This window comes from Algoriphagus sp. (assembly GCF_024642405.1).
Taxonomy (GTDB): Bacteria; Bacteroidota; Bacteroidia; order Cytophagales; family Cyclobacteriaceae; genus Algoriphagus.
Genome location: NZ_JAHEBC010000018.1, coordinates 1 through 23,221, shown reverse-complemented (window position 1 = coordinate 23,221; position 23,221 = coordinate 1). Strand labels below are relative to the sequence as shown.

Here is a 23,221-nt window from a genome sequence, read left to right as displayed (position 1 = left end):
TCAAAATTTATTACTTTATGTCAAAATCGTTTATCATCTATTCACTTGAAAGAATAGTATCTCTATGAAATATATCCTGCTATTAGGTGTGATTTTGTATTCATCATCTCTTTTTGCCCAACAATCTTCTGTAGTAAAAATTTATAGTCCTGATTCATCAATTATGGCGACTGGATTATTGGAGGGAGGTATTAAGGAAGGGCTTTGGAAATATTACAACCCAAAAACGAATAATTTAATTTCGGAAGGAGTTTTTCAAAATGGATTGAAAGATGGAAGTTGGGCAACCTATAGTGCAAGAGGTCAAAAAAAAGTAGTTGCTGAATATAAAAACGGAAAACTTTTTGGACCAACTCAAATCTATGATTTGGATGGAGCATTAATAAGTGAGATGATTTTTCAGGATAGTTTACTAGTAGGACAATTTATTGAATATTATGGGATAACAGGTAACCCAGAATATATTCGTCCTAAACAAATTAAACGTGAAGGGACCTATGAAAATGGCTTGAAAACCGGACAATGGGTAACCTATCATGAATTTGGAGAGCCTGCAATTGTAGAATACTTCACAGAAAATAAGCGAGAAGGGCCTTATTTGGAATATGATCCAGAAGGAATTTTATTAATTGAAACAACTTATAAAAACGGACAATTAGATGGAGAATTCAAAAGATACTTTTATCCGAATAGGCCGATAGAAGAAGGTAAATATTCAAATGGAAATAAAGTTGGGGTATGGAAAAGATATTTTCCCGAGAATCAAAGAATTGAAGCTGAAGAAATTTATGATGACACCGGTAAAAAAACTGGTACTTGGAGTTATTACTATGAAAACGGACGTTTAGCTAGAATCGAAAAGTATGAAAATGGAATCGCTGAAGGTACTTGGGAAGAATATTTTCCTAATAAGGACCTTTCAAAAAGGCAAACATACGAATTAGGGGTTCCTGAAGGCGAATATGTAGAATATCATAGTACAGGGGATCTTTCTGTATCAGGAATGTATAAGTCCGGAATGAAAACAGGGCTATGGAAAAGTTTCTTTCCCGATGGTGAGATCTATTCAATCGGTGAGTATCGAAACGATTTAAAAACGGGAAATTGGAAATACTTTAACAAAATCGGTATCCTTATCGCTGAAGGTGAATTCAATTTAGGATTGGAGGTTGGACAATGGTTTTACTATTATGATGGTGGTCAACTCAAATCAGTCGGAAGTTATAAATTAGGACAGGAAGACGGAGTATGGGGTCTTTTTTACGATAACAAAACTCTAACCCAAGAAGAATTCTGGGATTCGGGAAAATTGATGAATGTAGGCTCTTATAACTCTTTTGATGGGACAGAAAACTATGATAAAGGGACGTTGAAAGATGGAGACGGAACTAGAATTACCTATTACGTAACTGGAAAAAAAGAATCTGAGGGGAATTACAAATCAGGAAAAGCTGAGGGTTTATGGATTTTTTACCATGAAAATGGAAGGAAAGCTTCTGAAGGCAATATGATAGAAGGGAAAAAAGATGGTTTGTGGAGATATTACAACCCTTCTGGAAGACTCGAGGACCTCATTAAATACAAAGATGATGAAATAGTTGAAGAGGAAATTGAAGGGATAAGATTTTAAAATAAAAACTTAAAAACTAAACAAACTCAAAATTCAAATCAATCGATTTCCCGATTAACAAATATGAATCAAGGTTAATTTTGAATTTTCCGAATTAATTAAAATGTTTTTTATACACAATATTTTAATTTTCAGATATTTATCTTAAATTCAGTAACTATTTAATCTTGTCCGCTAGACAGATTTTTTCAACTGTATTAGTTTATTTTAAGGGTGATTGAGCTACGGACTTATTTGTCAATATTTTTTAGCCCGGTTTTTCCGGGCTTTTTTCATGACCTGGAATAGTCGTCCTCTAACCTCACAATATCCTCTTCATTTGATGGATTTTCTGGATCGGAATGCATCCAAATTTCAGCTACTATACCCCAGGATTTTGTTCCTACCAGTCTATGACGTTCGCCCTTTTCCAATGAAACCGTTTCCCCTAAATTCATTGGTATTGTTGGACCTTGATCGTCAGATGCACTTCTAACGATTGCTGATTCCCCTGCAATCAATTTCCAAAGTTCAGCTCTTCTAAAATGATATTGCCAGGAAAGCCGCGCATCTGGTGCTACCAACAAAAGTTTAGGTGATAATTTTTGTTCCAATTGAGATTTTGACAAATCAACATCGGCAAAGAATTTTTCTTTAAATTTTAATATTTGATTTTCATCAAGAACAAAAAAACCTCCCCATGGGCGTGACTGATCAATTTTAGTAATCCCGAATCCCTCCTCATTCAAGTATTCTTCAACCTCTTTAAAAACATCAGATTTTGAAAGCTCAGGCAAAAATTTAATTTTCATCATTTTTAAATTTAATTCCGCTAAAAATAATGAAATATCAACACTTAGAAATATATCTTCACTTCCTTTTCCCTAAATCTTTTGGGGAATTCATTTTATTCATTCAATAAATCTCTAATTCAACAGAGTTTCCGATTAGGTTTATATATTTTTTTAAAAAAGTACTTTTTTAAAACTTAAAAAATACTTTAATTGAAAGATAATTTTGACTTATGCATCTAATTAACCCCCAAGAAGTAATTGATAAGATGGACGGTGTCGTCGAGATCAAGAGCTACTTAAACAAAATAAAAATTATCAAGAATTTGTATCTGAAGGGTGCGAATACGGCTAGCGAGATTTGCTCTGAAGTGGGAATTTCACTTCCAACTGTCAATGCTTTGCTTGGAGACCTGATGACTTCAGGTGAAGTAATAAAGCATGGAAGAGCTGAGTCTCAAGGTGGAAGAAAACCTGACTTATACCGACTAGCAGAAGATGCATTCTATGTTTTATCTGTTGACTTATCAAGATTTCAGGCTAATCTCGCTTTATACTCTTGCAATCAAACAATAGCTTATCAAAAAGAGAGTCATAAAATTATTTTAAACAACGAAAAAGAAACATTTGATCAATTATGTGATCTAATCGATACATATCTTCTAAACTCCGGCATTAACTCCGAAAAAATCATTGCAATTGGCATATCTATGCCTGGTTTGTTAGATTCAATTGGAGGGGTAAATTATACTTATTTGAGGTTTGGTAAAAAATCATTACTAGAAAATTTAGAAGCTCGTTTTTCTAAAAAAATATTCTTGGAAAATGATGCCCGAGCAATGACTTTGGCCGAATTCAAATTTGGATCTGATCATTCTCACAAAAATGTTCTCGGCATATTTGTTGGATGGGGAATCGGTCTTGGGATAATCATAGACGGTAAAATATATCAAGGTGCTTCAGGTTTTGCCGGTGAATTTTCTCACTCTCCTATTTTCGAATCTAGAGATGTAACCTGTACTTGCGGAAAGAAAGGATGCTTAGAGGCAGTCGCTTCTGGAACAGCAATCGTGAGAATGGCAGAAGATGCCATTAAACTTGATAAGGATAGTATTTTAGCAAGAATGGTTAGGGATCATCAAGGTGACCTTGAACCAGCTCTTGTAGTTGAGGCTGCGCTTGCCGGAGACCAAAGGGCTATCACCATTCTATCAGAAGCAGGACTTGACCTTGGAAGAGGTATTTCTATTCTTATTCAGCTTTTAAACCCAGAGTTAATAATCATTGGAGGATCGGTAGCGGAGGCAAATCAATATTTAATTACGCCAATTCAACAAGCATTAAATATTTATAGCATGGCAAAATCCCGTGAAAAGTCAGAACTGGCACTTTACCAACTAGGTGAAGATGTAGGACTTTTAGGTGGAGTTGCCGTCGTTAACGAAAAGCTGTTTGAAGATGTGATAAACAGATTGAGCTAACCATCTTCAAAACTAAAACCATGAATTCCTTATTAAGGCCCAAGACAATTTTATTTGTTTTAGGGTTTTCTCTTTTTTTTAATCAAAAAAACAACCTCCTAGCACAAAGTGCTTCTTCAACTTCTTTTGAAAAAATCTCAAATAGAAAGTCCGGTATAACTTTTAAGAATCAATTAAAAGAAGATGAAAAAAACAATATTCTCCGCTACGAATATTTTTATAATGGAGGAGGTGTTGCGGTAGGAGATCTTGATAATGACGGTCTGGAAGATTTGTTTTTTACAGCAAATTTGGAATCAAATAAAATCTATAAAAATTTAGGGAACTGGAAATTTGAGGATAAAACAAAAAGTTCTGGATTAGCCGGAAAAGACGTTTGGACTACAGGGGTTACAATGGCTGATATCAACGGTGATGGCTTACTCGATATTTACGTTTGCTATTCAGGAAAAGGAGAACCTGATAAACGGGGGAATGAACTTTGGATAAATAATGGCAATTTCTCTTTCTCTGAAGAAGCCTCAGTATATGGATTGGATGATAAATCCAACAGTACTCAGTCATTATTTTTTGATTTTGACAAAGATGGAGACCTTGATATGTTTCTTCTGAATCATAACATAGAAGTCATTAATGAACTCGAATTTAGTGATGTAAAAAATATTCGGCACCCCTATGCCGGTGATAAGCTATATAGAAATGATGGTGGAAAATTTGTCGATATCAGCCAGCAAGCAGGTATTAAAGGATCTGCTTTAGGATTTGGGTTATCTGTGATAGCCTCAGATATCAATCAGGATGGTTGGCTCGATTTATTAGTTACAAATGATTACATAGAGCCAGATTATGTTTATATCAACCAAAAAGATGGAACCTTTTTAGATCAGATGCCTGAATATTTTCAGCATATATCCCATTTTTCCATGGGGTCAGATATCTCAGACATCAATAATGATGGAAATTTAGATATCTACACTCTCGATATGCTACCTGAGGATAATGAGAGACAAAAACTACTCTATGGTCCAGAAAACTACGAACAATATGCCTTAATGATAAAAGAGGGGTTCCATCATCAGAACATGCGAAACATGCTTCAATTAAATCTAGGTGATGGGAATTTTACAGAAATAGCCCAAATGGCAAATATTTCAAATACTGACTGGAGTTGGTCGGCTTTGTTTTTTGATGCAACCAATAATGGTAAAAAAGATCTATTCATTACTAATGGTTATTTCCGTGATTACACTAATAGAGATTTCCTGAAATATAAAGGTGATTACTACTTTAAACAGGCCGTTGCCAATGAAAAGGCAGATACTTTATCGCTTGTCACCAGCATGAGCTCTACTCCTATTTCTAATTACATTTTTGAAAATAAAGGAAATTTAGAATTTACAGATCGAAGTAAAGACTGGGGATTCAATGAAAAAGGATTTTCAAGTGGAGCTGCTTATGCGGATTTGGATAATGATGGAGATTTAGATTTAGTTGTAAACAATCTGAATGATCTCGCATCAATTTATAAAAACAATACTAGTCCCAAGAACTGGCTACAGATTTCTCTCAAAGACAATTCCCCAAATACTTATGCAATTGGAGCGATCGTAGAAGTATTTACCGGCTGGGAAAATCAAATCTTAGAAGCACAAACCGTAAGAGGTTTTCAATCCTCCGTAAGTCCTAGACTTCAATTTGGACTAGATGATATCAGCACTATCCCTTCAATTAAGGTAATATGGCCTGATGGCACCTTGCAATTTCTTGAAAACATCCCTGGTAATCAGCATCTCAGAATTCAAAAAGAAAGTACAACTAGTTCTCAATCTTTATCAAAGCCGGCACCGCTATTAAATAAAAGTGATTTCGCTCCTGAACTTACCCCAATTCCCAATGAGTTCAATGACTTTAAAAGGCAACCTTTATTGGTAACTATGCCGAGCTATATCAGCCCAATTTTAGCTCAGGGAGATTTAAATAATGATGGAAATCCCGAGGTTTATATTGGAGGAACAAAAGGGCAAACTGGTAAAGTTTACTCCCTAAATAACGATAACTGGAACTTGAATTCAGGTTTTCGGAGTACTCCTGAGTATACCGATGCTGTAGCCATTTTTGCGGATTTTAATGGGGATGGTATGCAAGATCTATTTATCGGAAGTGGTGGATATCATGATTATATAGGTTCAGATGAAGCTCTTCAAGATCGTTTGTATTTAAATGATGGTAATGGCAAATTAACTAAACAGGTTTCCTTTCCAGATTATAAATTCAGCACAGGTACAGCTCAAGCGATTGATGTAAATGGAGATGGGAATTTGGATCTTTTCGTAGGAGCAAGATTAATTCCTGGTAAATACCCCATTATTCCTGAAAGTAAAATTCTGATTAATGATGGACAAGGTAACTTTACTGATGCATCATTAGAATATTTGCCAAACGAAGGAAAAATTGGTTTGATCACTTCTTCTGAACAAATTGATCTTAATCAAGATGGTAAAATGGATTTAATTCTTGCAGGTGAATTTTTACCAATTACAACTCTGATTAATACTGGTTCTGGTTTTGAAAATCAGACATTATCATTTTTTGAAACTGAATTATCCGGATGGTGGGGAAGTCTCGCTAAAGCTGATATGGACGGAGATGGGGATATGGACTTAGTCGCGGGTAACTTTGGTCTAAACTCCCAATTTGAAGTTAGTGAAGAAAAAGTGCTTCGGCTATATGCCTCAGATTTTGATCAAAATGGTTCGATAGATCCAATATTAGAATGTTTTGTAGGTGACAAAATGTATCCCTTCCCAAGTAGGGATGAACTCTTAGATCAAATGGTCAGTATGAGAAGTAAGTTTACAGATTATGCTTCTTATTCTACTGCCACAATGCATGATCTTTTTACAACAAAGGAGCTAGAAAATGCCCAAATGCTTGAAGCAAATACCCTAGAATCTATTTATTTAGAAAATACAGAGAGTGGGTTCAAAGTAAAATCCTTACCTAAACTAGCACAGTCATTTCCCGTATTTGCAATTCTACCTATTGATTTAAACGGAGATGGAAATCTGGATTTAATTTTTGGTGGAAATCAAACTTATTCAAGAATCCGTATTGGTAAAATAGATGCTGGTTTAGGATTGGTAATGTTGGGAGACGGAAAAGGTAACTTTGAAGCAATTTCGCCAATTGAATCTGGCCTTGCTATCAAGGGAGATATAAAATCAATCTTACCTATTAAAACCCCTTCTGCAACACAAATCCTATTTGGAATCAATCAGCAGGCATTGCAAAGCTTTCAAATCAAATGAATTTATTGATTAAAATATCTCTTATTCTTTCTTTAATCGGTATAATCCCCATTAATACTGAATTAGGTAATTCTGAAGAGCCTAATTGGTCAAAAATTTATGCTGAAGAACTTTTTCATATAACTGAGGTCATGGTCACCGATGTAGCAAGCCCTCCTGTGGCTGCTAGAATTTATGCTTATTCCAACTTGGCTTCTTATCTGGTAATGAAAAGTCAAGGTTCAATTTTTAGGTATGAGGACATAATAGAAACTTCCTATCTTAAAAATTATGAATGGAACATAGAAAACAATCCCGTAACCTCACCTGAATTTGTGGGGATTTTGGCTATGTTAAAAGTTGGACAGGCTATTATGCCCTCTGGTTACTTATTGGAAGAAAAGCAAAAGGAATGGATTGAAAAGGCTTTAAAAGATAAAATCATTCGAAAAAAAACACTTCAATCCCATATTGACTTTGCAACAGAAGTAGCGACTAAAGTAATGGAGGTTGCCAAAAAAGACGGATACCTTCAACTATCAACTTTGACTCGCTATACCCCTCAAAAGGGAGAAGGTTTTTGGTACCCCACCCCACCTGCTTATATTGCTGCTGTAGAACCTGAGTGGAAAACCATCAAACCATTTTTTATCGAAAACTTAGATGATTTTGATCCCGCTCCAATGGCACCTTTTGATATGAAAGAAGGCAGCTCTTTCCATAAACAGTTAATGGAAGTTTATAATACGACCAATGAACTAAATGAGGAAAGGAAATTAATTGCCAATTTCTGGGATTGCAATCCTTTCAAAGTGGAGTTTTCCGGCCATATGGCCATAGGAGTTAAGAAGATTTCACCCGGTGGACATTGGATTGGAATTACTGGAATTGCTGCGCAAAAGGCTAATCTTTCTTTCGCCGAAACGGCCTATGTTCATGCCTTAGTGGGACTTACCCTACATGACGCTTTTATTTCCTGCTGGAAAGCAAAATATGATACGGATAGGATCCGTCCTGAAACAGTAATCAATCAAAAGATGGATCAGCGCTGGAAACCACTTTTGCAAACTCCTCCTTTTCCTGAATACACTTCTGGTCATTCTGTTATAAGCAGGGCTTCGGCTGTAGTTTTGACTGGATATTTCGGGGATAATTTCGAATTTATTGATAGTTCAGAAACCTATTTTGGACTGCCGGAAAGATCTTTTAAGTCCTTTTTACTTGCTTCAGAAGAAGCCGCGATTTCAAGACTTTATGGAGGGATTCACTTTAGAGATGCCATCGAAGAAGGTGTTAAACAGGGAGAGCAAATCGGTGATATGATTTGGTCAAAAGTAGGAACTACTAATTAATACTACAGAACTAGAAAAAAACTAAGTTATGCGATTCAATCAGTCAATTTATCTTTTTTCATTTCTTTCAATATTAATTGGCTTTACGTCTTGTCAAACTAAATCAACTGAGTCTGAAATTTCTGAAGCAACTTCAAAACCAAATATTGTTTTAATTTTTGCAGATGACATGGGGTATGGCGACTTGGGTGTCTATGGAGCTACCGAGTGGAAAACTCCAAACTTGGATCAATTGGCAGCTGATGGCGTTCGGTTCACTCAGTTTTACGTTCCTCATGCGGTTTGTTCCGCATCAAGAGCTGCTCTTTTAACAGGTACCTATGCTAATCGATTAGAGATTTTTGGAGCCTTGGATCATACGGCAACTCATGGATTAAATCCTGAGGAAACTACTATCGCTGAAATGCTTAAGGCTAACGGTTATGCAACGGGGATGGTTGGGAAATGGCATTTAGGTGACCAACCTTCCTTCTTACCTACTGAACAAGGCTTTAATTTTTGGTATGGTCTACCCTATTCCAATGATATGTGGCCTCATCACCCAGAAGTTAAGGACTATTACCCTCCACTTCCTTTGTACCGAAATGCAGCTATTATTGATACGCTTGATGATCAAAGTATGCTAACCACAAATTATACGGAAGAGGCGATCAAGTTTATTGAAAAAAGTAAAGACGCTCCTTTTTTCCTATATTTTGCACATAGTATGACACATGTTCCATTATTTGTTTCGGATAAGTTTAAAGGGAAATCCGAGCAAGGTCTTTATGGAGATGTCATGATGGAAGTGGATTGGTCTGTAGGACAAGTAAGAGCAAAGTTGGAAGAATTGGGTCTTTCGGAGAACACGATTATAATTTTCACTTCTGACAATGGCCCTTGGTTATCTTACGGAGGTCATGCCGGTTTAACAGGTGGATTGAAAGAAGGGAAAGGCACTTCTTGGGATGGAGGAATCAGAGAGCCTGGAATATTCGTTTGGCCAGATCATTTTCCTGCAGGAAAGGTGGAAGACCAAGCTGCTATGACGATCGACATACTTCCAACTTTAGCTGACATAACAAACTCAAAACTTCCGGATTTACCAATTGATGGCAGAAGTATTCTACCAATTTTAGAAGGGAAAGAAATGGAGCCAAAAGCCTATTATGCTTACTATAATAGGAATGAATTACAGGCAGTAATTTATGGTAAATGGAAGATGGTCTTACCACATAAATATCGAAGTATTCCAGAAGGAACACTCTTGAGAAATGATGGAATTCCAGTAAAATATCACATGCTTAACTTGGAAAAAGCAGAACTTTTCGATCTTTCTTCCGATCCCAATGAAACAACCGATATTGCTGAAAACAATCCTGAAATAGTTGCTATAATGAATCAATTGGCGGATCAGGCAAGAGCAGATATGGGAGATGCATTAACAGAGTCAGACGGAACTGGTTTGAGAAAGCATGGGAGAATCGATGAGTAAAAATTATTTTTATCTAAAATTCCCTTCCCAGCCCACTTCCTTTGAAAAAGGATCTAGCAACTCATCCAAAAGTACCGAAACCTGCAGTCTATTGAGTTTGGCTTCTGTGGTAAAGTTACCATCTAAGCCTTTTCTTTTCCAAGCTTGAGCGATTTCCAATAAAGGCGTATTTGGCTTGACGATTTCTATCAATTGCTGGATTCTTGCTCCAGTTAAATAATCTCCTGAGGCTCCCCAATAGTCTTTAAGCTCCAAATAAAGAGGTCTCAAACCATCGATCAATTCAAATTCTGTCACCAATCGATCCGGATAAAACCAGGTTTGATTTGCCCAGAGATAAGGAACCCCCTCCCCTTTCAATATGCCTGTCGCTCCTATTTTCTGCATGGCTTTAAAATGATTGTCTCGAGGATTCATATCTAGAAAAGGCATGATATAGGCATTTTGAGCCAATAACAGAGACTGAACTTCACGAATCGATATCTCCTGCAGTTCTTTCTTTTCTTTCACCGCAACGACAGCCAGAACCCCTGCTGCATGACCAATCCCCAAAACAACAGGCTGAAGTCGACTGGCTCCATTCACGATATTAGAAACAGAGATACTTTTCTCAGCAAGTATCAGCGCAGGATGATCTTTTGGGATCAAAGCCCCCAAAGGAACATTGTAAGAAGGAATCCGAATCTTAATAAAATCAATGGCGGGTGCTTCTAAGTTCTTTTTATGGTGATGATCAATCGTGTAATCACCAACTGCAATACCTGTTCGATACATAGGATTTGGAGCCTCATAAGGAGTTCTCACATAGGGTAAGGTGAAATCAACCAAACCTTCATACCTCCTCGATTCACGATGATAGGGTATCATTGGAAGATTATCTTCTGTTGGGTATTCATCTTCCGCAACTCCTAAATGCGCATAGCCTAGTTCATGCTGGATATAATAGGTGAATCGTAACGTAGCTTGTTTTGCATCCTCTTGAGCAAGTGTTCGCTCTTCCGGTTTCATTTCTATGAGATTCAAAAAGTAATCATTGCCGCAATTCGGCCAATTGATCATGTATTTACCATTTGGAAGCTTACCGTAGCTGATCATCTTATCACAATCGAGCGTAGGATCATTCTCTGAAATGGGGTCGGCATGTGCACAAGCACAGGCAAACTCTGTAGGATCATAGTTGGCAGGTTCAGGAATAGTTTTATCAACCCCTTTTCCATAATCCTGAAGGGTTACCACATAGGTCAGGTCCTGAATGATAGAATTACTTTCTTCAGGTGCAAAGCTTTCTCCTATTTCATCTCTGGCATCCATTCCTAATCGATAGGGTAAACCCTGAGCTGCTGCAACATCACCAAGTTCTGTGGCATCAATGAGCATTGGAGCTTTAACTGTAAAAGACTCTCCGTTTTTCATAAAAGTAACTGTCCAAAGCTTTTGGGAATAATCAGCAGTTTTCCAATCACTTTCAAAAGTTACCGTCAAATTATCAACCGAAGCGGCCATTTTCTGTAGAATCTCGTTTCCTACTTTAGGTTCAAAAAGTGTATTGCTCACCCATCCTGTTGAAAGTTTTTCTGGGCCTCCATAATACTCTTCCAATTGAGATTTAAATTCTCCCCATATGCCGGAAGGCAAGCGATGATTTCCGTCTATTGCAGATACTCCTGCTGAAGTCAGCATTCCTCCTAGCCAAGGCGTGGATTCTATTATTAACGTTTTCATACCTAATCTTCCTGCAGAAATTCCTGCGGCAGTACCACTTGCTCCTCCACCAACTATAATCAAATCGTATGAAGTCTGAGCAAAAACAAGCTGGACACTTGAAAGAAAGATTAAATTCAATAAAATTATAAGCTTCGTAATTTTCACTTTTTTCTAGTTTGAAATGAATGGCAAGCAAGCCCCGACCAAAGCTGATCTTTCTCCCAATTCAGATATTTTGAAAGAAACAGGATAGCCCATCATTTCCAAATAGGACTTTGTTGTTGGTAAATAATATTCGGAAGCCAAACTGATTTTACCTCCTAACACTACTCCTTCTGAGTGTAGTCGAATCAAATAGGGGAAAAGAAATTCTCCCAAGGCCCTTCCAAATGACTTGAAAATCCGAGTAGAAACAGCTCCATCAAAGTCCGGGTCAATAAGATCTTTTACTCCAGAAATCTCAATACCAAATTCCTGTTTAGCATATTTCTTAAACCAAGCCGTACCCAAATAATCCTCCGCAATTCCATCCCGAAATGGTGCTGTCCAAAGCTTTCCATCTTTTATAACCTCATGAATTTTAATTGCAGATCCTAAACCGGTACCTAATGTAATTCCTAAAGAGTTTTGAAAATCTCTACCGGAACCAGCATAACTTTCACCTGCTAAAAAAGCTTCTGCATCATTCGTAAAAACAATATTTAAAGTAGGAATTCCTAATCTTTCGGAAAGCAGTTCTTTGACAGATAGTTGGTAAAGAGAAGCCATTTTCCCCTGATTCTTTATTAAAGAAATACCATTTTCATAGTCATAAGGTCCAGGCATTGCTATTCCTACTTTGATATGATTTGAATTGTCAGAGACTTCTAAAATAACTTTCGACCAAGCCTCTATAATCGATTCCCTATTGTTAAAAGTATCGACGATTGCTTCTTGAAAATTTGAAACATTTGCATCTCCATTTTCCAACTGCACATTGGCAGCGGAAATATGAGAACCTCCTATATCTACTCCAATCAACATTTATTCTGAATTGAACTAATCACAATTTTCATAAATCTAATATAAATTAAAAAGAAAGAGGCTTTGAACTTAATCAAAACCTCTTTCTAAAATGTATAAATATTTTTTATGAAATATTAATTATCCCACCAAACTTTATTTACCCAAGTATCACCACCCATATTTGAAATAGCATTGGCTAAACTTTCAGGGTTAGTTGTACTTTCAGAAGCAGGGTAAGGCTGTCTTCTTGGAATTTGTCCACCTGAGAAATTACCAGTGTATTTAACTGGAGTTAATTCAGGATAACCAGTTCTCTTCCAATTATTCCAAGACTCAACAAAATTAGCAAACAATCCGGTGGCAGCCCAGATTTGCTCATTAATCATTTTTAAAGCACTAGCTTCACTGCTTGTATCCAATGGATTCTCGGCAGCGAAATCAGCAGCATCTCCTGCTGAAATACTTCCGCCACCAAATTTGCCTAAAGATACCATAGCACCAGTCAAACCATTAGCATAATATGCTGAAGCTGAACCTGGAACTGAATAACCTCTTGTGGCTGCATCTGCTAGCAAGAACTGAACTTCCGCATAAGTAAGAATAAATACAGGAGCATTTCTATCTCTGTAAATAGCTGTGGGTCTAGAATAGGCACCAATTGGAGCTAAATCACCACCTGTCCCGGTAGGTCCTGGATAATTTGCAGATTTGGTAATATCTGTTTCTCCACCTTTCAAGTCAAAACCATTTGGTAAACCGATTTGAATACTTGGATCATTATCTCCGACAACATTACCATCACGATTAGCTGAAAGTCCGGCTGGTGGAACTTCAGCAATTATAGGCAATCTAGGATCATCGTTTGATTTTAAGAAATCAATCATCTTAGCTGACCAACGAACTTCATATACATCGTCCGTTACATTCAATGCATTGGCACTTGAGTTTGCATAACCATTTCCTTGATCCGAAACTAAGACAGCTTCATCTGCAACAGAGCTAAAAACTCCTCCAGCAACTGCTTTTTGAACATAAGACTGAGCCGTAGAAGGATCTACTTCTACTAATCTCATTGCCATACGAAGCATTAAAGAATAACCTAATTTTCTCCATTTAGAAAGGTCGCCTCCATATAGAACGTCATTCCTTACTGGATCTGCAGAATCGTTAATTGATCCTAGAGCAGTTTCTAGATCAGAAAGCATAGCCATATATAGTTCAGACTGAGAATCATACTTTGGCTGGGTAATTCCTTCTTCTGCTAATAATGCTTCAGAATATGGGATATCTCCATAAATATCGGAAACAAAAGAAAGAGTAAGCACTTTAAAAATTTCACCAACTGCATATAAATTTGTGAAGCCTTTTTCTTCGGCTAAACTTTGCATTTGATAAACTCTAGATGCTCCTGAAAATCCTGCACCCCATACGTTTTGAATGTAACTATTCGTACTTCCAGATGCTACGTATTTATCCGCATTGGAATAGTAGTTTGCTCCGCCGGTAGAAGTTGAAGCCATAGCCTGAATCCACATACTTTGAAAAAGTATCGCTCCAGAATATCCTGTCATCATATTACCGTAATTATAAGATACGGTCGGCAAAATTAAATTTGGATCGAATACACTCCCATCAGCTCGGTTAGGGTCTGTGTTGATCTCCTCAAAGTCACCATCACAGCCTGCTACGACTAGAAATATACCGGTAAGAAATATGCTAATATATTTTTTCATGATTAGTTTAATTTGAAATTAAGGTTAAACCCGAAAGATCTCGTACTAGGTAAACTAGTACCTTCTATACCAGTGTAGTTAATATTTGAACCAAAGCTAGCCTCTGGATCTATATTATCTGCTTTACGCATTAATATGGCTAAGTTTCTTGCTACTAATGAGATATCCAAACCTTTCAAAACTGGATTATTTCCAAACCATTGTGCAGGCAAAGAATAACCTAGGGTCATTTGCCTCAACTTAATAAAGTCCCCGTCTACCACACTGGTACTAGTTACATTTTGAGCTAAGGCTCTGTAATAATCCTCAGCAGGAGCAGTAACTCCACCATTAGTAACACCAGACTCCCTACCTTCAAGAGTCATTTGATTCATTCCTCTGAAAATTGAATAAAACTCAGTGGCAGAAAGTACTTTGTTTCCATAACTATAGTCAATTAAGAAAGAGAATGAGACACCTTTATAATTGAATTCGTTATTCCAACCTCCATAAAGTGTTGGTAAAACAGATCCCATATTAATAAGCTCGCCCCTAACAGGTAAACCTGCTTCATTTACCATAATGCTCCCATCACTGTTGTAAGCATAGTCATAGGCTCTAATTTGAGGCCCAGCTTCTCCAACTACATACGCAGTGATAGCATTACCCAAAGTACCTCTTGTTTGACCTAAGTTTATAGGATTATTATTAGGGTCTGTACTTACAACCAAATTTTTAACACTTGATAGGTTGAAAGATGAGGTCCAAGTAAATTCTGGAGTTTGGATAGGCTTACCAGTAATTAAAACTTCAAGACCCTTATTACTTGTAGATCCAGTTGCAACTACAGCGCTATTGAAACCAGAAGTAATACTGTAATTAGCATTCATGATTTCGTTATTTGTTGTCTTCTTATAATAAGCTATATCAAATGCTAATCTGTTATTGAAGAAACTCAAATCAAGACCAAACTCATATTCGTCGGTCGTAAATGGTTTCAAAGAAAGATTTGGCAAAGATAAAGGAGAAGATCCTGCTGGAACTCCATTATAAGAATTTGCTGAATTATAGTAGAAAGTACTTTGATAAGCAGCAAATGGTTCACCACTGGTAACAGCATAAGAAGCTCTCAATTTACCGAAATCAAGTGCTGGAATGTTAATTAATTGATCGAATACAAATGCAGCAGCTATAGAAGGTGAGAAAATACTATTGTTATTCGTCGGTAAAGTACTGTAAACATCATATCTACCTGTTGTAGTTAATGTTAAGAAATCTTTGAATCCGAATCCAAATGAATAGTAGGCAGAATGTACTTCACGCTCATTGTAAGAATAAGAACGTGAAAAGTTCTCCACGTTAAATGGTGAATATAAATATGGAAGAACGAATCTGCTTCCTCCTACACCTACTGATTCGAACTTATTATTTCTCATGTTCACACCAGCAAGGGCATCTAGCTCGATATCTTCAGTCAAATCAATTCTTGCCCCTAAAATACCATCTAAGTTAAATTCTGAAGTTGTTGATTGTCCCCTTCCATTCAAGTTTCCTTTCAAGTTTGCGGAATATGCCAAGCCAGTAGGGTCAATGCTGTAAAAATCATCATTAGAAACGTCATTACCCATTCTAACCATTGCATAAATGTCTTTAGTAAAGCTATACTTGGTTGAAATTGCTGAAATAGTTCGCTTTCTTCCCCGATCATTTATCCCCTGGTTAACAATAAAATATGGGTTTGTCACATAGATATCATCACTGAATACCGTCTCGGCTCCAGTTAACTCATCATAACCAGGAGCAAAAATGCTTTGGCTAATATTTGGAGCAAGGAATAAGAAGTTATTTGGATTTTTAGGCCCGTCACTTAAGAAAGGGATATTTGTTGACTGCTGATCTATGTAATTAATCATGGCCGTTACATTCAACTTATCTGTAATATTTTGTTCTACATTCAAGTTGATACTTAATCTGTCTACATCACTATTTGGAACGATAGACTTAGAATTCAGATTAGAAAGAGATAATCTGAATGATCCATCATCACCAAGACCTTTCGCAACAGAAACAGTATTAGTGAAATTCGAGCCAGTTCTGTAAAAATCAAGATATCCGTCATTGGTTGGAGAATAAGGATATTGATTTCCATCAAAACCAATTACAGAACTACCATCCATCTTGGCACCCCAAGCAAATCTTCCTGTTGTTTGGGCATCAGTGGCAGTAGTAGGTTTAATTCCTCCTACTCCTTGACCATATTCTTGTTGAAAATCCGTGAAATCTACGGGATTTTCAACCATGTAGTTCAAATTATAATTTAAACTCCAATCACTGCCTTTTGAACCTTTTTTAGTGGTTATCAAAATAACACCATTTGAAGCTCTTGAACCATAAAGTGCAGAAGCAGCCTGACCTTTCAATACGGTCATAGTTTCAATATCATCAGGGCTCAAGTTACCAATACCATCACCGTTATCACTACCACCCCATTGACCGGCTGAACCTCTCTGGGAGTTATCCATAGGAATACCGTTGATAATGTATAATGGAGAACCTGTTCCACTAATACTTGGCAAACCTCTCAAAGTGATTTTTGAAGTTCCGCCAGGGCCACTATTAGTTCCTTTTACAACTAAACCAGCTACTCGGCCAGCCAAAGAATTTGCCACGTTTGTTTCACGTGCTTTATTGATAGATTCGCTATTTACCTCTGTTACAGAATAACCAAGTTTCTCTTTCTCTTTACTGATACCTAAAGCAGTAACAACAACTTCAGAAAGTTCACTAGCATCCTCTTCCAGATTAACATTTAGCTCGGTTCTGTTTCCTACAGAAATCTCTTGGGTAGCATAACCGATAAATGAAAACACCAAAACTGAATTTGGCCCTACAGAAATCGAATACTCTCCATCCACATTGGTGGTCGTACCCGTCTGATTACTCTTGTCAAGAATTGTGACTCCTGGCATGGGAAGCCCATCCGGGGATGCTGTCACAACTCCTCTCAAGACCCTACTTTGACCTTGAGCAAAGGCTATCGCCCCCAGCGTCAAAACCAAAGTGAAAGTAATTGATAAAATTTTCTTCATAGTTGGTAATTAATGGTTAGAAATAATTAAAATTTAATTTTGGCCTTTAAGCTCTTTCAATACATACAAAACAACTTGATAAAATTGAATGGGAAGAATGAAAAAAACTGTAAATGAACTCTTTACAATAAAGGATTGATAAAAGTCATTCGTATTCAGACCTCTTTAGTAAATCTAAATATTTTAAAAAAGATAAAAAAACAATTACATAATATTTTAAATAAAATATTATGTAATTAAGTAATTTTTTTCAAAAAGTAAACAGTGAATTAATTTAATAACCAATTTATATTTTGTTTTATAATTATACAACCAAATTTTATTCACTTAATGATTAGCAAATTCAAGGAATTTAAACTAAAAAAACCTCTCAAAAATTGAGAGGTTTTTAATGATTAGATTTTTGGAACCATCAATTCATATCCCAAAAAATCTTATTACCCAATTTATCGTCTGCCTGTACAGTAGAATAATTCTCTGTATTGTAAGTCTGCTCTGAGCCTGGATACGTCCATCTAGCAGGTGGCAAGCTTTGTTGATTGGAGTTATCCTCCCAGAATTTTAAATCCAGTTTATTCAATCTTCTTACTTCATGCCAGCTTTCATTTGGCTGAACAACATTAAAGTGAAGCCATTTTTGCTCGGCGATCAATGTCAACTTTTCATCCATACTGGATGCCGCATCCCATGAAACTCCATCCATTGACAAATAATTATCAATTGATTCATCGGTAGGTATCACTGGGTCACCTGACTCAGTGTTATTACTGATACTTCTCAAATACTCATAGAAACCAATAGACTTTTTAATAGCCTCCTCAAAATGCATTTTAGCCATGTCATCTTGATTCTCTTTTAAATAAAACTCAGCAGCCATTAAATGAACTTCAGCAGATGTAATCAGTACCCCTGGGAAAAACTGGTTTCTACTAATAGTAGAAAAGTTATATGTACTCAACGTTTGAGTTAGTACCAAAGCATTCTGATCAGTTGGATTCATCAAAGGGTCAAGCCCCATAAATTCTCCCTCAGCATTAACTCCAGGTTGGAAAACATATGTCAATCTTGGATCCTCATTGTTTACCATATGATCCAAAATATCTTTTCCGGCGAGATTGCCATCCCAATCTTCAAGGCCACTCTGGAAATTATTAGCAGGAAGAAGTGTTCCTAAGGAATAAATATTCCAAAGGATATTGCTTTCATTATCACTAACAATAGGATATTTCCCTGGATTTGATAAAATGGAATTGATTTCTGTTTTAGCTCTTGCTCCCAACTCACTTGTACCGCTTACTCTGGTAAGCATTCTCAATCTCAATGAATTGATATATTTCAACCACATCGTAATATCTCCACGGTTTATCAAATCTTGCGTCTGAAACTCAACCTGCACAGCAGGATTGATAGTTAAAGTTTGAAGTTCATCAGCAAACCCGGCCAAATCATCCAGCATTTTGGTATAGATTTCAGTAGCAGTGTCATACCCCGCATATGATTTTGTGTAATCACCACCATTGATACTAAGCATTCCTGCCTCACTCCAAGGAATATCTCCATGAAAATCTACTACTTGTTGCGTATGATCATAGAAATAGGTAGCTGCAGCAATCATGTAAATACGGTTATCAGTTTTTTGCAAATCCGATAAACCATCATAAACTTTTTGAAGCTCACGATATTGAGCCATGAAGTTGTAATAGTTATTCCATCTATCGTTAACCGCTGCTGATCCTGGAACATACTGATTTTCAACATTTACCCAGCCAACAGCTTGAGTAAATCTATTGGTTGTGATTCTTTTAATTACAAAGTAATCCCAATACGAAGGCAAAACGGACTGGCGATTTGTAAAAATCATTCCAGTAAACTGCTTTCCTACCGTTGTTTCGGAAAGTTTTGAAGGATCTGTATAGTTCTCTTCAAAATCCTCTACTGTACAGCTGGCCAAGCCGCTGATCAGTAATCCATATATAAATATTTTCTTAAAATTCATCTTAATTATGTTTTGATCTTGAAACAACTATTTAGAATCTAGCTCTTAACATGACACCCATTGTTCTTGTCGCAGGGTTTGTACCAGCACTTGTCAACGTCTGTGTCCATCTAGAACCTCCAGTTAAAACTTCAGGATCTAAATCCTTTATGTTTCTATAAAAGAAGAACAAGTTTCTACCATATACTGAGATGTTTACATTAGAAGCTCCAATCTTAGAAGTAATGCGATTTGGAATAGTGTATGCCAATGACAATTCTCTCATTTTAATGTAATCGTTATCTTGGATGTATAGCTCATATCTTGACTGGCTATACTGAGGTCCTCCCCAGTTATAAGTATTCCAATAGTAATAAGCCTGAGAAATCACATTAGAATTCGGAGAACCATCTGCAACAACTCCATCCATCAACATACCATCGTGGTAAACTGTCTCACCATTTGGTCCTTGTCCTGCTGAATGATCTATCTGAATACCCTGCCCATCAGCATTAATGTAATAGGCTAATCCACCGCTTGCCTCATCCATAAAATTCAAACTTTCCTCAGTCAAACCACGGCTTTTCATCCAATTGATACCCGTAGGCATCACACTTCCACCAATCTGGAAGTCTACAACTGCCGATAGAGAAAAATTCTTGTAGGATAATTCATTAATAAATCCACCAACTGCATCAGGCATGGCATTACCTACTTGAATCCAATTCTGGTCGTCAATTTTGTATAGACCATTTGGCTGTACAATTTTATCCCCATTTGCATCTGTTGCGATTGGTCTTGCATAAAAGTCGCCCATTGGTCTACCAACAACTGAACGAAGCTGTGCAGCATTTCCATCATAATCTGCATGAAGTAGCTCAGTAGCATTGTTTGCGAGCTTTTCAACTTTATTCACATTCTTGGCAACATTTAATGTCATATTCCAAGAAAAATTAGGGCTTTGCACAATAGCTCCCTTCAACGATAGTTCAACCCCTGTATTTCTAAGTGTACCAATATTGGTCAAAACTGAAGAAGCACCTGATGAAGTAGGCAATGTTAAAGGCAGGATTTGATCTCTGATCTGAGCATTGTAATAAGAAATATCTAAACCGAAACGATTGTTAAAGAATCTAGTATCCAATCCAAATTCAAATTCATGCTTTTGCTCTGGTTTGATTCCATCATTTCCAAATGCAGAAGGTAAGGTAGTATAAAGTACATTGGAACCTCCTGGTTGCTGCACACCCAAAGAATTTTGAGAGTATGCAATATTTGCTCTATAAATATCAGGGTAGTTTCCTACAATACCCCAAGAACCTCTAAGCTTGGAGAAAGTAATAAACTCTGGCAAAGTAACAGCATCAGAGATTGCAAAACTTGTATTTACCGAAGGGTAAACAAAAGCATTGTTATTAGGATTCATCGTCGAAATTCGATCTCTACGAATAGTACCTTCTACAAACCAAACATTCTTATAATCGAAATTTAGAGTTCCCAAAAACGCATCAATAACTCTATAAGATCTGTCTGAACTAGAATTAGGAATATTTGTAGAGGCAACGATATCAAATAGGTTTTCTGTACTCAAACCTCCGTTTGTACTTCTGCCTACATTACTGAAACTTTCCTTTCTTGCTGTATAACCAGCCATTGCACTAATCGTGATTTCCTCAGTAATCTTTTTGGAGTAATTAAGCATCACATCACCATAAAGAATGCTGAACAATTCAGTATTCATCCCAAAAGCACCAGATGGGCCAAAAGCTAATGGTCTAGTAGAATAATTACTGAACTCAGAATATCTATTTGTGAAGTCTGTAGAAATTCTCGCTCTAAGATTTAAATCATCTGTGATCTGAAAGTGATTTGTCAAACTACCTATCACACGATTACTAACTTCAGAGGATAAATTTTTATTTACTCTCCAAACATAATCTGCAATATCTCCTCTAAAACCATTTCCTGTAATGTTTTCATCAGGCGTTAAACTTTGTCCGTTTCCTGTTACAAATCTATATCCTCTAGAGGTCTGGTACTTATCTAAATACCATTCTCCGTTATCGAATCGTGTCATCATTCCACCGAAGTTATTGATCATCCGGTCGATAGAATAAGGCCTGTTTTTAGTATTCTGATTGATATAATTAATCATCAAATCAGTTTTCAATCTTGGATTTACATTGTAGCTCGCATTTAAGTTCACAATGTTCTTGCTGTTTTTTGAATTCAAACTCAAGGCCTCATTGTCCTGACGAGTCAATGAAAGGCGGAAGTTAGATTTATCAGTCGCATTAGAAATCGCCACGTTCACTTGAGAACTTATCGGGTTATTGAAAAGTGCTGCGTAGTTATCCTCCTGTGCTACATAAGGTCTAGATATCCCGTCCCAAGCCTGCATTGGCTTACCATCGAATTTAGGACCATAATTTGTAGTAGTATTTGGCACTGTTCGGATACCATCCTGAGTATAATTAAAACCATCTTCTGCTTGACCTAAGTTTTGGATATGAGAAGGCATACCTGGGCCTCTCACATTCTGGTATCTAGGTAAATAGGCGATTTCATCAATAGAAAAATTGGTATTAAAATCTACTTGCATTCCTTTTTGGCTAGCAGTTCCTTTTTTAGTGGTTATCAAAACGACACCATTTACTGCTTCTGATCCATAAAGTGCTGCAGCTGAAGCGCCTTTCAAGATAGAAATATTATCAATATCTGCAGGATTGATATCCAGCAAACCATTTCCTCTCAATCTCTGATCACCCCAATAATTATTATTAGTTACTTCTTCATTTCGAATCGGAACACCATCCAAAACGATCAATGGCTGATTTTTACCAGTAATTGAATTAATACCTCGAATCTGAATGTTTACCGCCGAAGTAGCTCCACCTGCACCCGTTTGTATTCTAACACCTGGAGCTTTTCCATAAAGTGCTGATGCCACGTTAGGATTACCAACTTTAATTAATTCATCTCCCTTGATAATACTAGTAGCATAACCTAACGACTTCTCTTTCTTGTCCATACCAAAAGCTGTTACCACAAACTCAGAAAGTTCGCTGGCATCTTCAACAAGATTAATATTGATTTCTGACTGATTTCCCACCTCAACTTCTTGAGATGCATAACCAATAAAAGAGAACACCAAAACTGAATTTGGTCTAACTGAAATGGAATACTCACCATCTATATTAGTGGTGGTTCCCGTCTGGTTGGCTTTGTCCAAAACTGTGACCCCCGGCATTGGTTCCATATTCGGTGATGCGGTCACAACTCCTTTCAAAATCCTTGTTTGACCTTGTGCCACAATCGAGGCACTTAAGACCAAAACCAGAGCGAAAGCAATTGATAAAACTTTTCTCATAGCAAGTAATTAATGATTAGAAATTAAATGAGTTATAGATTGACTGGTGTTAGACTTTCAACAATAATATTTTTTGGACCTAAGAAAAATTAATTATCGAAAAGCCTGAAACTGTGTCATTTACAAATAAAAAACTGCAGTAGCCACAAGTCTATTCGGTAAATCTAAAAATTTCATAATCCATTCAAAACAATTTTATAATATTTTTTACTATAATCAGGTTAAATCAATAAATTTTTTAAAAAAGTTATTCAAGATTAAATTTATTTTAAACATCTAGCCGAGCTCCTATACAATATTTTGTTTATTGATACCTACCATAAATAAAATTTAATTCTAATTTGATAACAGTTAATAAATTTTATTCTTAGA

Annotated in this window: 12 protein-coding genes; 5 read left to right on the top strand and 7 right to left on the bottom strand. The window is 36.6% G+C overall.

Features of this window, described 5'->3' with window-relative positions:
- The first annotated feature begins 64 nt into the window (after nucleotides 1–64).
- The gene (locus Q0L68_RS02815) at nucleotides 65–1,630 is read left to right on the top strand and encodes a toxin-antitoxin system YwqK family antitoxin (protein ID WP_296699062.1); all 1,566 of its coding nucleotides are present in this window, start codon (nucleotides 65–67) and stop codon (nucleotides 1,628–1,630) included.
- Between the two features lie 272 nt (nucleotides 1,631–1,902).
- Here the strand turns inward: Q0L68_RS02815 and Q0L68_RS02810 are convergent, their stop codons facing one another.
- Nucleotides 1,903–2,421, bottom strand: coding sequence for a phosphoheptose isomerase (locus tag Q0L68_RS02810; protein WP_366938339.1), 519 nt, complete (start codon nucleotides 2,419–2,421; stop codon nucleotides 1,903–1,905).
- A 212-nt stretch (nucleotides 2,422–2,633) separates the two neighbouring features.
- Here Q0L68_RS02810 and Q0L68_RS02805 point away from each other — a divergent pair, with 212 nt between their 5' ends.
- The 4 genes from Q0L68_RS02805 to Q0L68_RS02790 are packed head-to-tail and all read left to right on the top strand — an operon-like array spanning nucleotide 2,634 to nucleotide 9,994.
- Nucleotides 2,634–3,881, top strand: a complete 1,248-nt coding sequence (locus tag Q0L68_RS02805; RefSeq protein WP_296699058.1) for an ROK family protein — start codon at nucleotides 2,634–2,636, stop codon at nucleotides 3,879–3,881.
- 20 nt (nucleotides 3,882–3,901) lie between these two features.
- Nucleotides 3,902–7,189: a VCBS repeat-containing protein gene (locus Q0L68_RS02800; protein ID WP_296699057.1), complete on the top strand. Its 3,288-nt coding sequence runs from the start codon at nucleotides 3,902–3,904 to the stop codon at nucleotides 7,187–7,189.
- Nucleotides 7,186–8,520, top strand: coding sequence for a vanadium-dependent haloperoxidase (locus tag Q0L68_RS02795; RefSeq protein WP_296699054.1), 1,335 nt, complete (start codon nucleotides 7,186–7,188; stop codon nucleotides 8,518–8,520). Before Q0L68_RS02800 ends, Q0L68_RS02795 begins: the two co-directional genes overlap by 4 nt.
- A gap of 28 nt (nucleotides 8,521–8,548) precedes the next feature.
- Complete coding sequence (locus Q0L68_RS02790; RefSeq protein ID WP_296699051.1) at nucleotides 8,549–9,994, top strand: sulfatase; 1,446 nt, start codon at nucleotides 8,549–8,551, stop codon at nucleotides 9,992–9,994.
- A gap of 9 nt (nucleotides 9,995–10,003) precedes the next feature.
- On the opposite strand, the gene Q0L68_RS02785 is transcribed toward Q0L68_RS02790, so the two are convergent.
- The 6 genes from Q0L68_RS02785 to Q0L68_RS02760 all read right to left on the bottom strand — a co-directional run bounded on the left by Q0L68_RS02785 (nucleotide 10,004) and on the right by Q0L68_RS02760 (nucleotide 22,849).
- Nucleotides 10,004–11,863, bottom strand: a complete 1,860-nt coding sequence (locus Q0L68_RS02785; protein ID WP_296699050.1) for an FAD-dependent oxidoreductase — start codon at nucleotides 11,861–11,863, stop codon at nucleotides 10,004–10,006.
- Nucleotides 11,864–11,869: 6 nt separating this feature from the next.
- Nucleotides 11,870–12,721: an ROK family protein gene (locus tag Q0L68_RS02780; RefSeq protein ID WP_296699048.1), complete on the bottom strand. Its 852-nt coding sequence runs from the start codon at nucleotides 12,719–12,721 to the stop codon at nucleotides 11,870–11,872.
- Nucleotides 12,722–12,837: 116 nt separating this feature from the next.
- Complete coding sequence (locus tag Q0L68_RS02775; protein ID WP_296699046.1) at nucleotides 12,838–14,436, bottom strand: SusD/RagB family nutrient-binding outer membrane lipoprotein; 1,599 nt, start codon at nucleotides 14,434–14,436, stop codon at nucleotides 12,838–12,840.
- Nucleotides 14,437–14,438: 2 nt separating this feature from the next.
- Nucleotides 14,439–17,504 (bottom strand): SusC/RagA family TonB-linked outer membrane protein, encoded by a 3,066-nt coding sequence (locus tag Q0L68_RS02770; protein ID WP_296699044.1) that lies wholly within the window; start codon nucleotides 17,502–17,504, stop codon nucleotides 14,439–14,441.
- Nucleotides 17,505–17,916: 412 nt separating this feature from the next.
- Nucleotides 17,917–19,500, bottom strand: coding sequence for a SusD/RagB family nutrient-binding outer membrane lipoprotein (locus Q0L68_RS02765; protein WP_296699040.1), 1,584 nt, complete (start codon nucleotides 19,498–19,500; stop codon nucleotides 17,917–17,919).
- A 31-nt stretch (nucleotides 19,501–19,531) separates the two neighbouring features.
- The gene (locus Q0L68_RS02760) at nucleotides 19,532–22,849 is read right to left on the bottom strand and encodes a SusC/RagA family TonB-linked outer membrane protein (protein ID WP_296699039.1); all 3,318 of its coding nucleotides are present in this window, start codon (nucleotides 22,847–22,849) and stop codon (nucleotides 19,532–19,534) included.
- Nucleotides 22,850–23,221 lie beyond the last annotated feature (372 nt).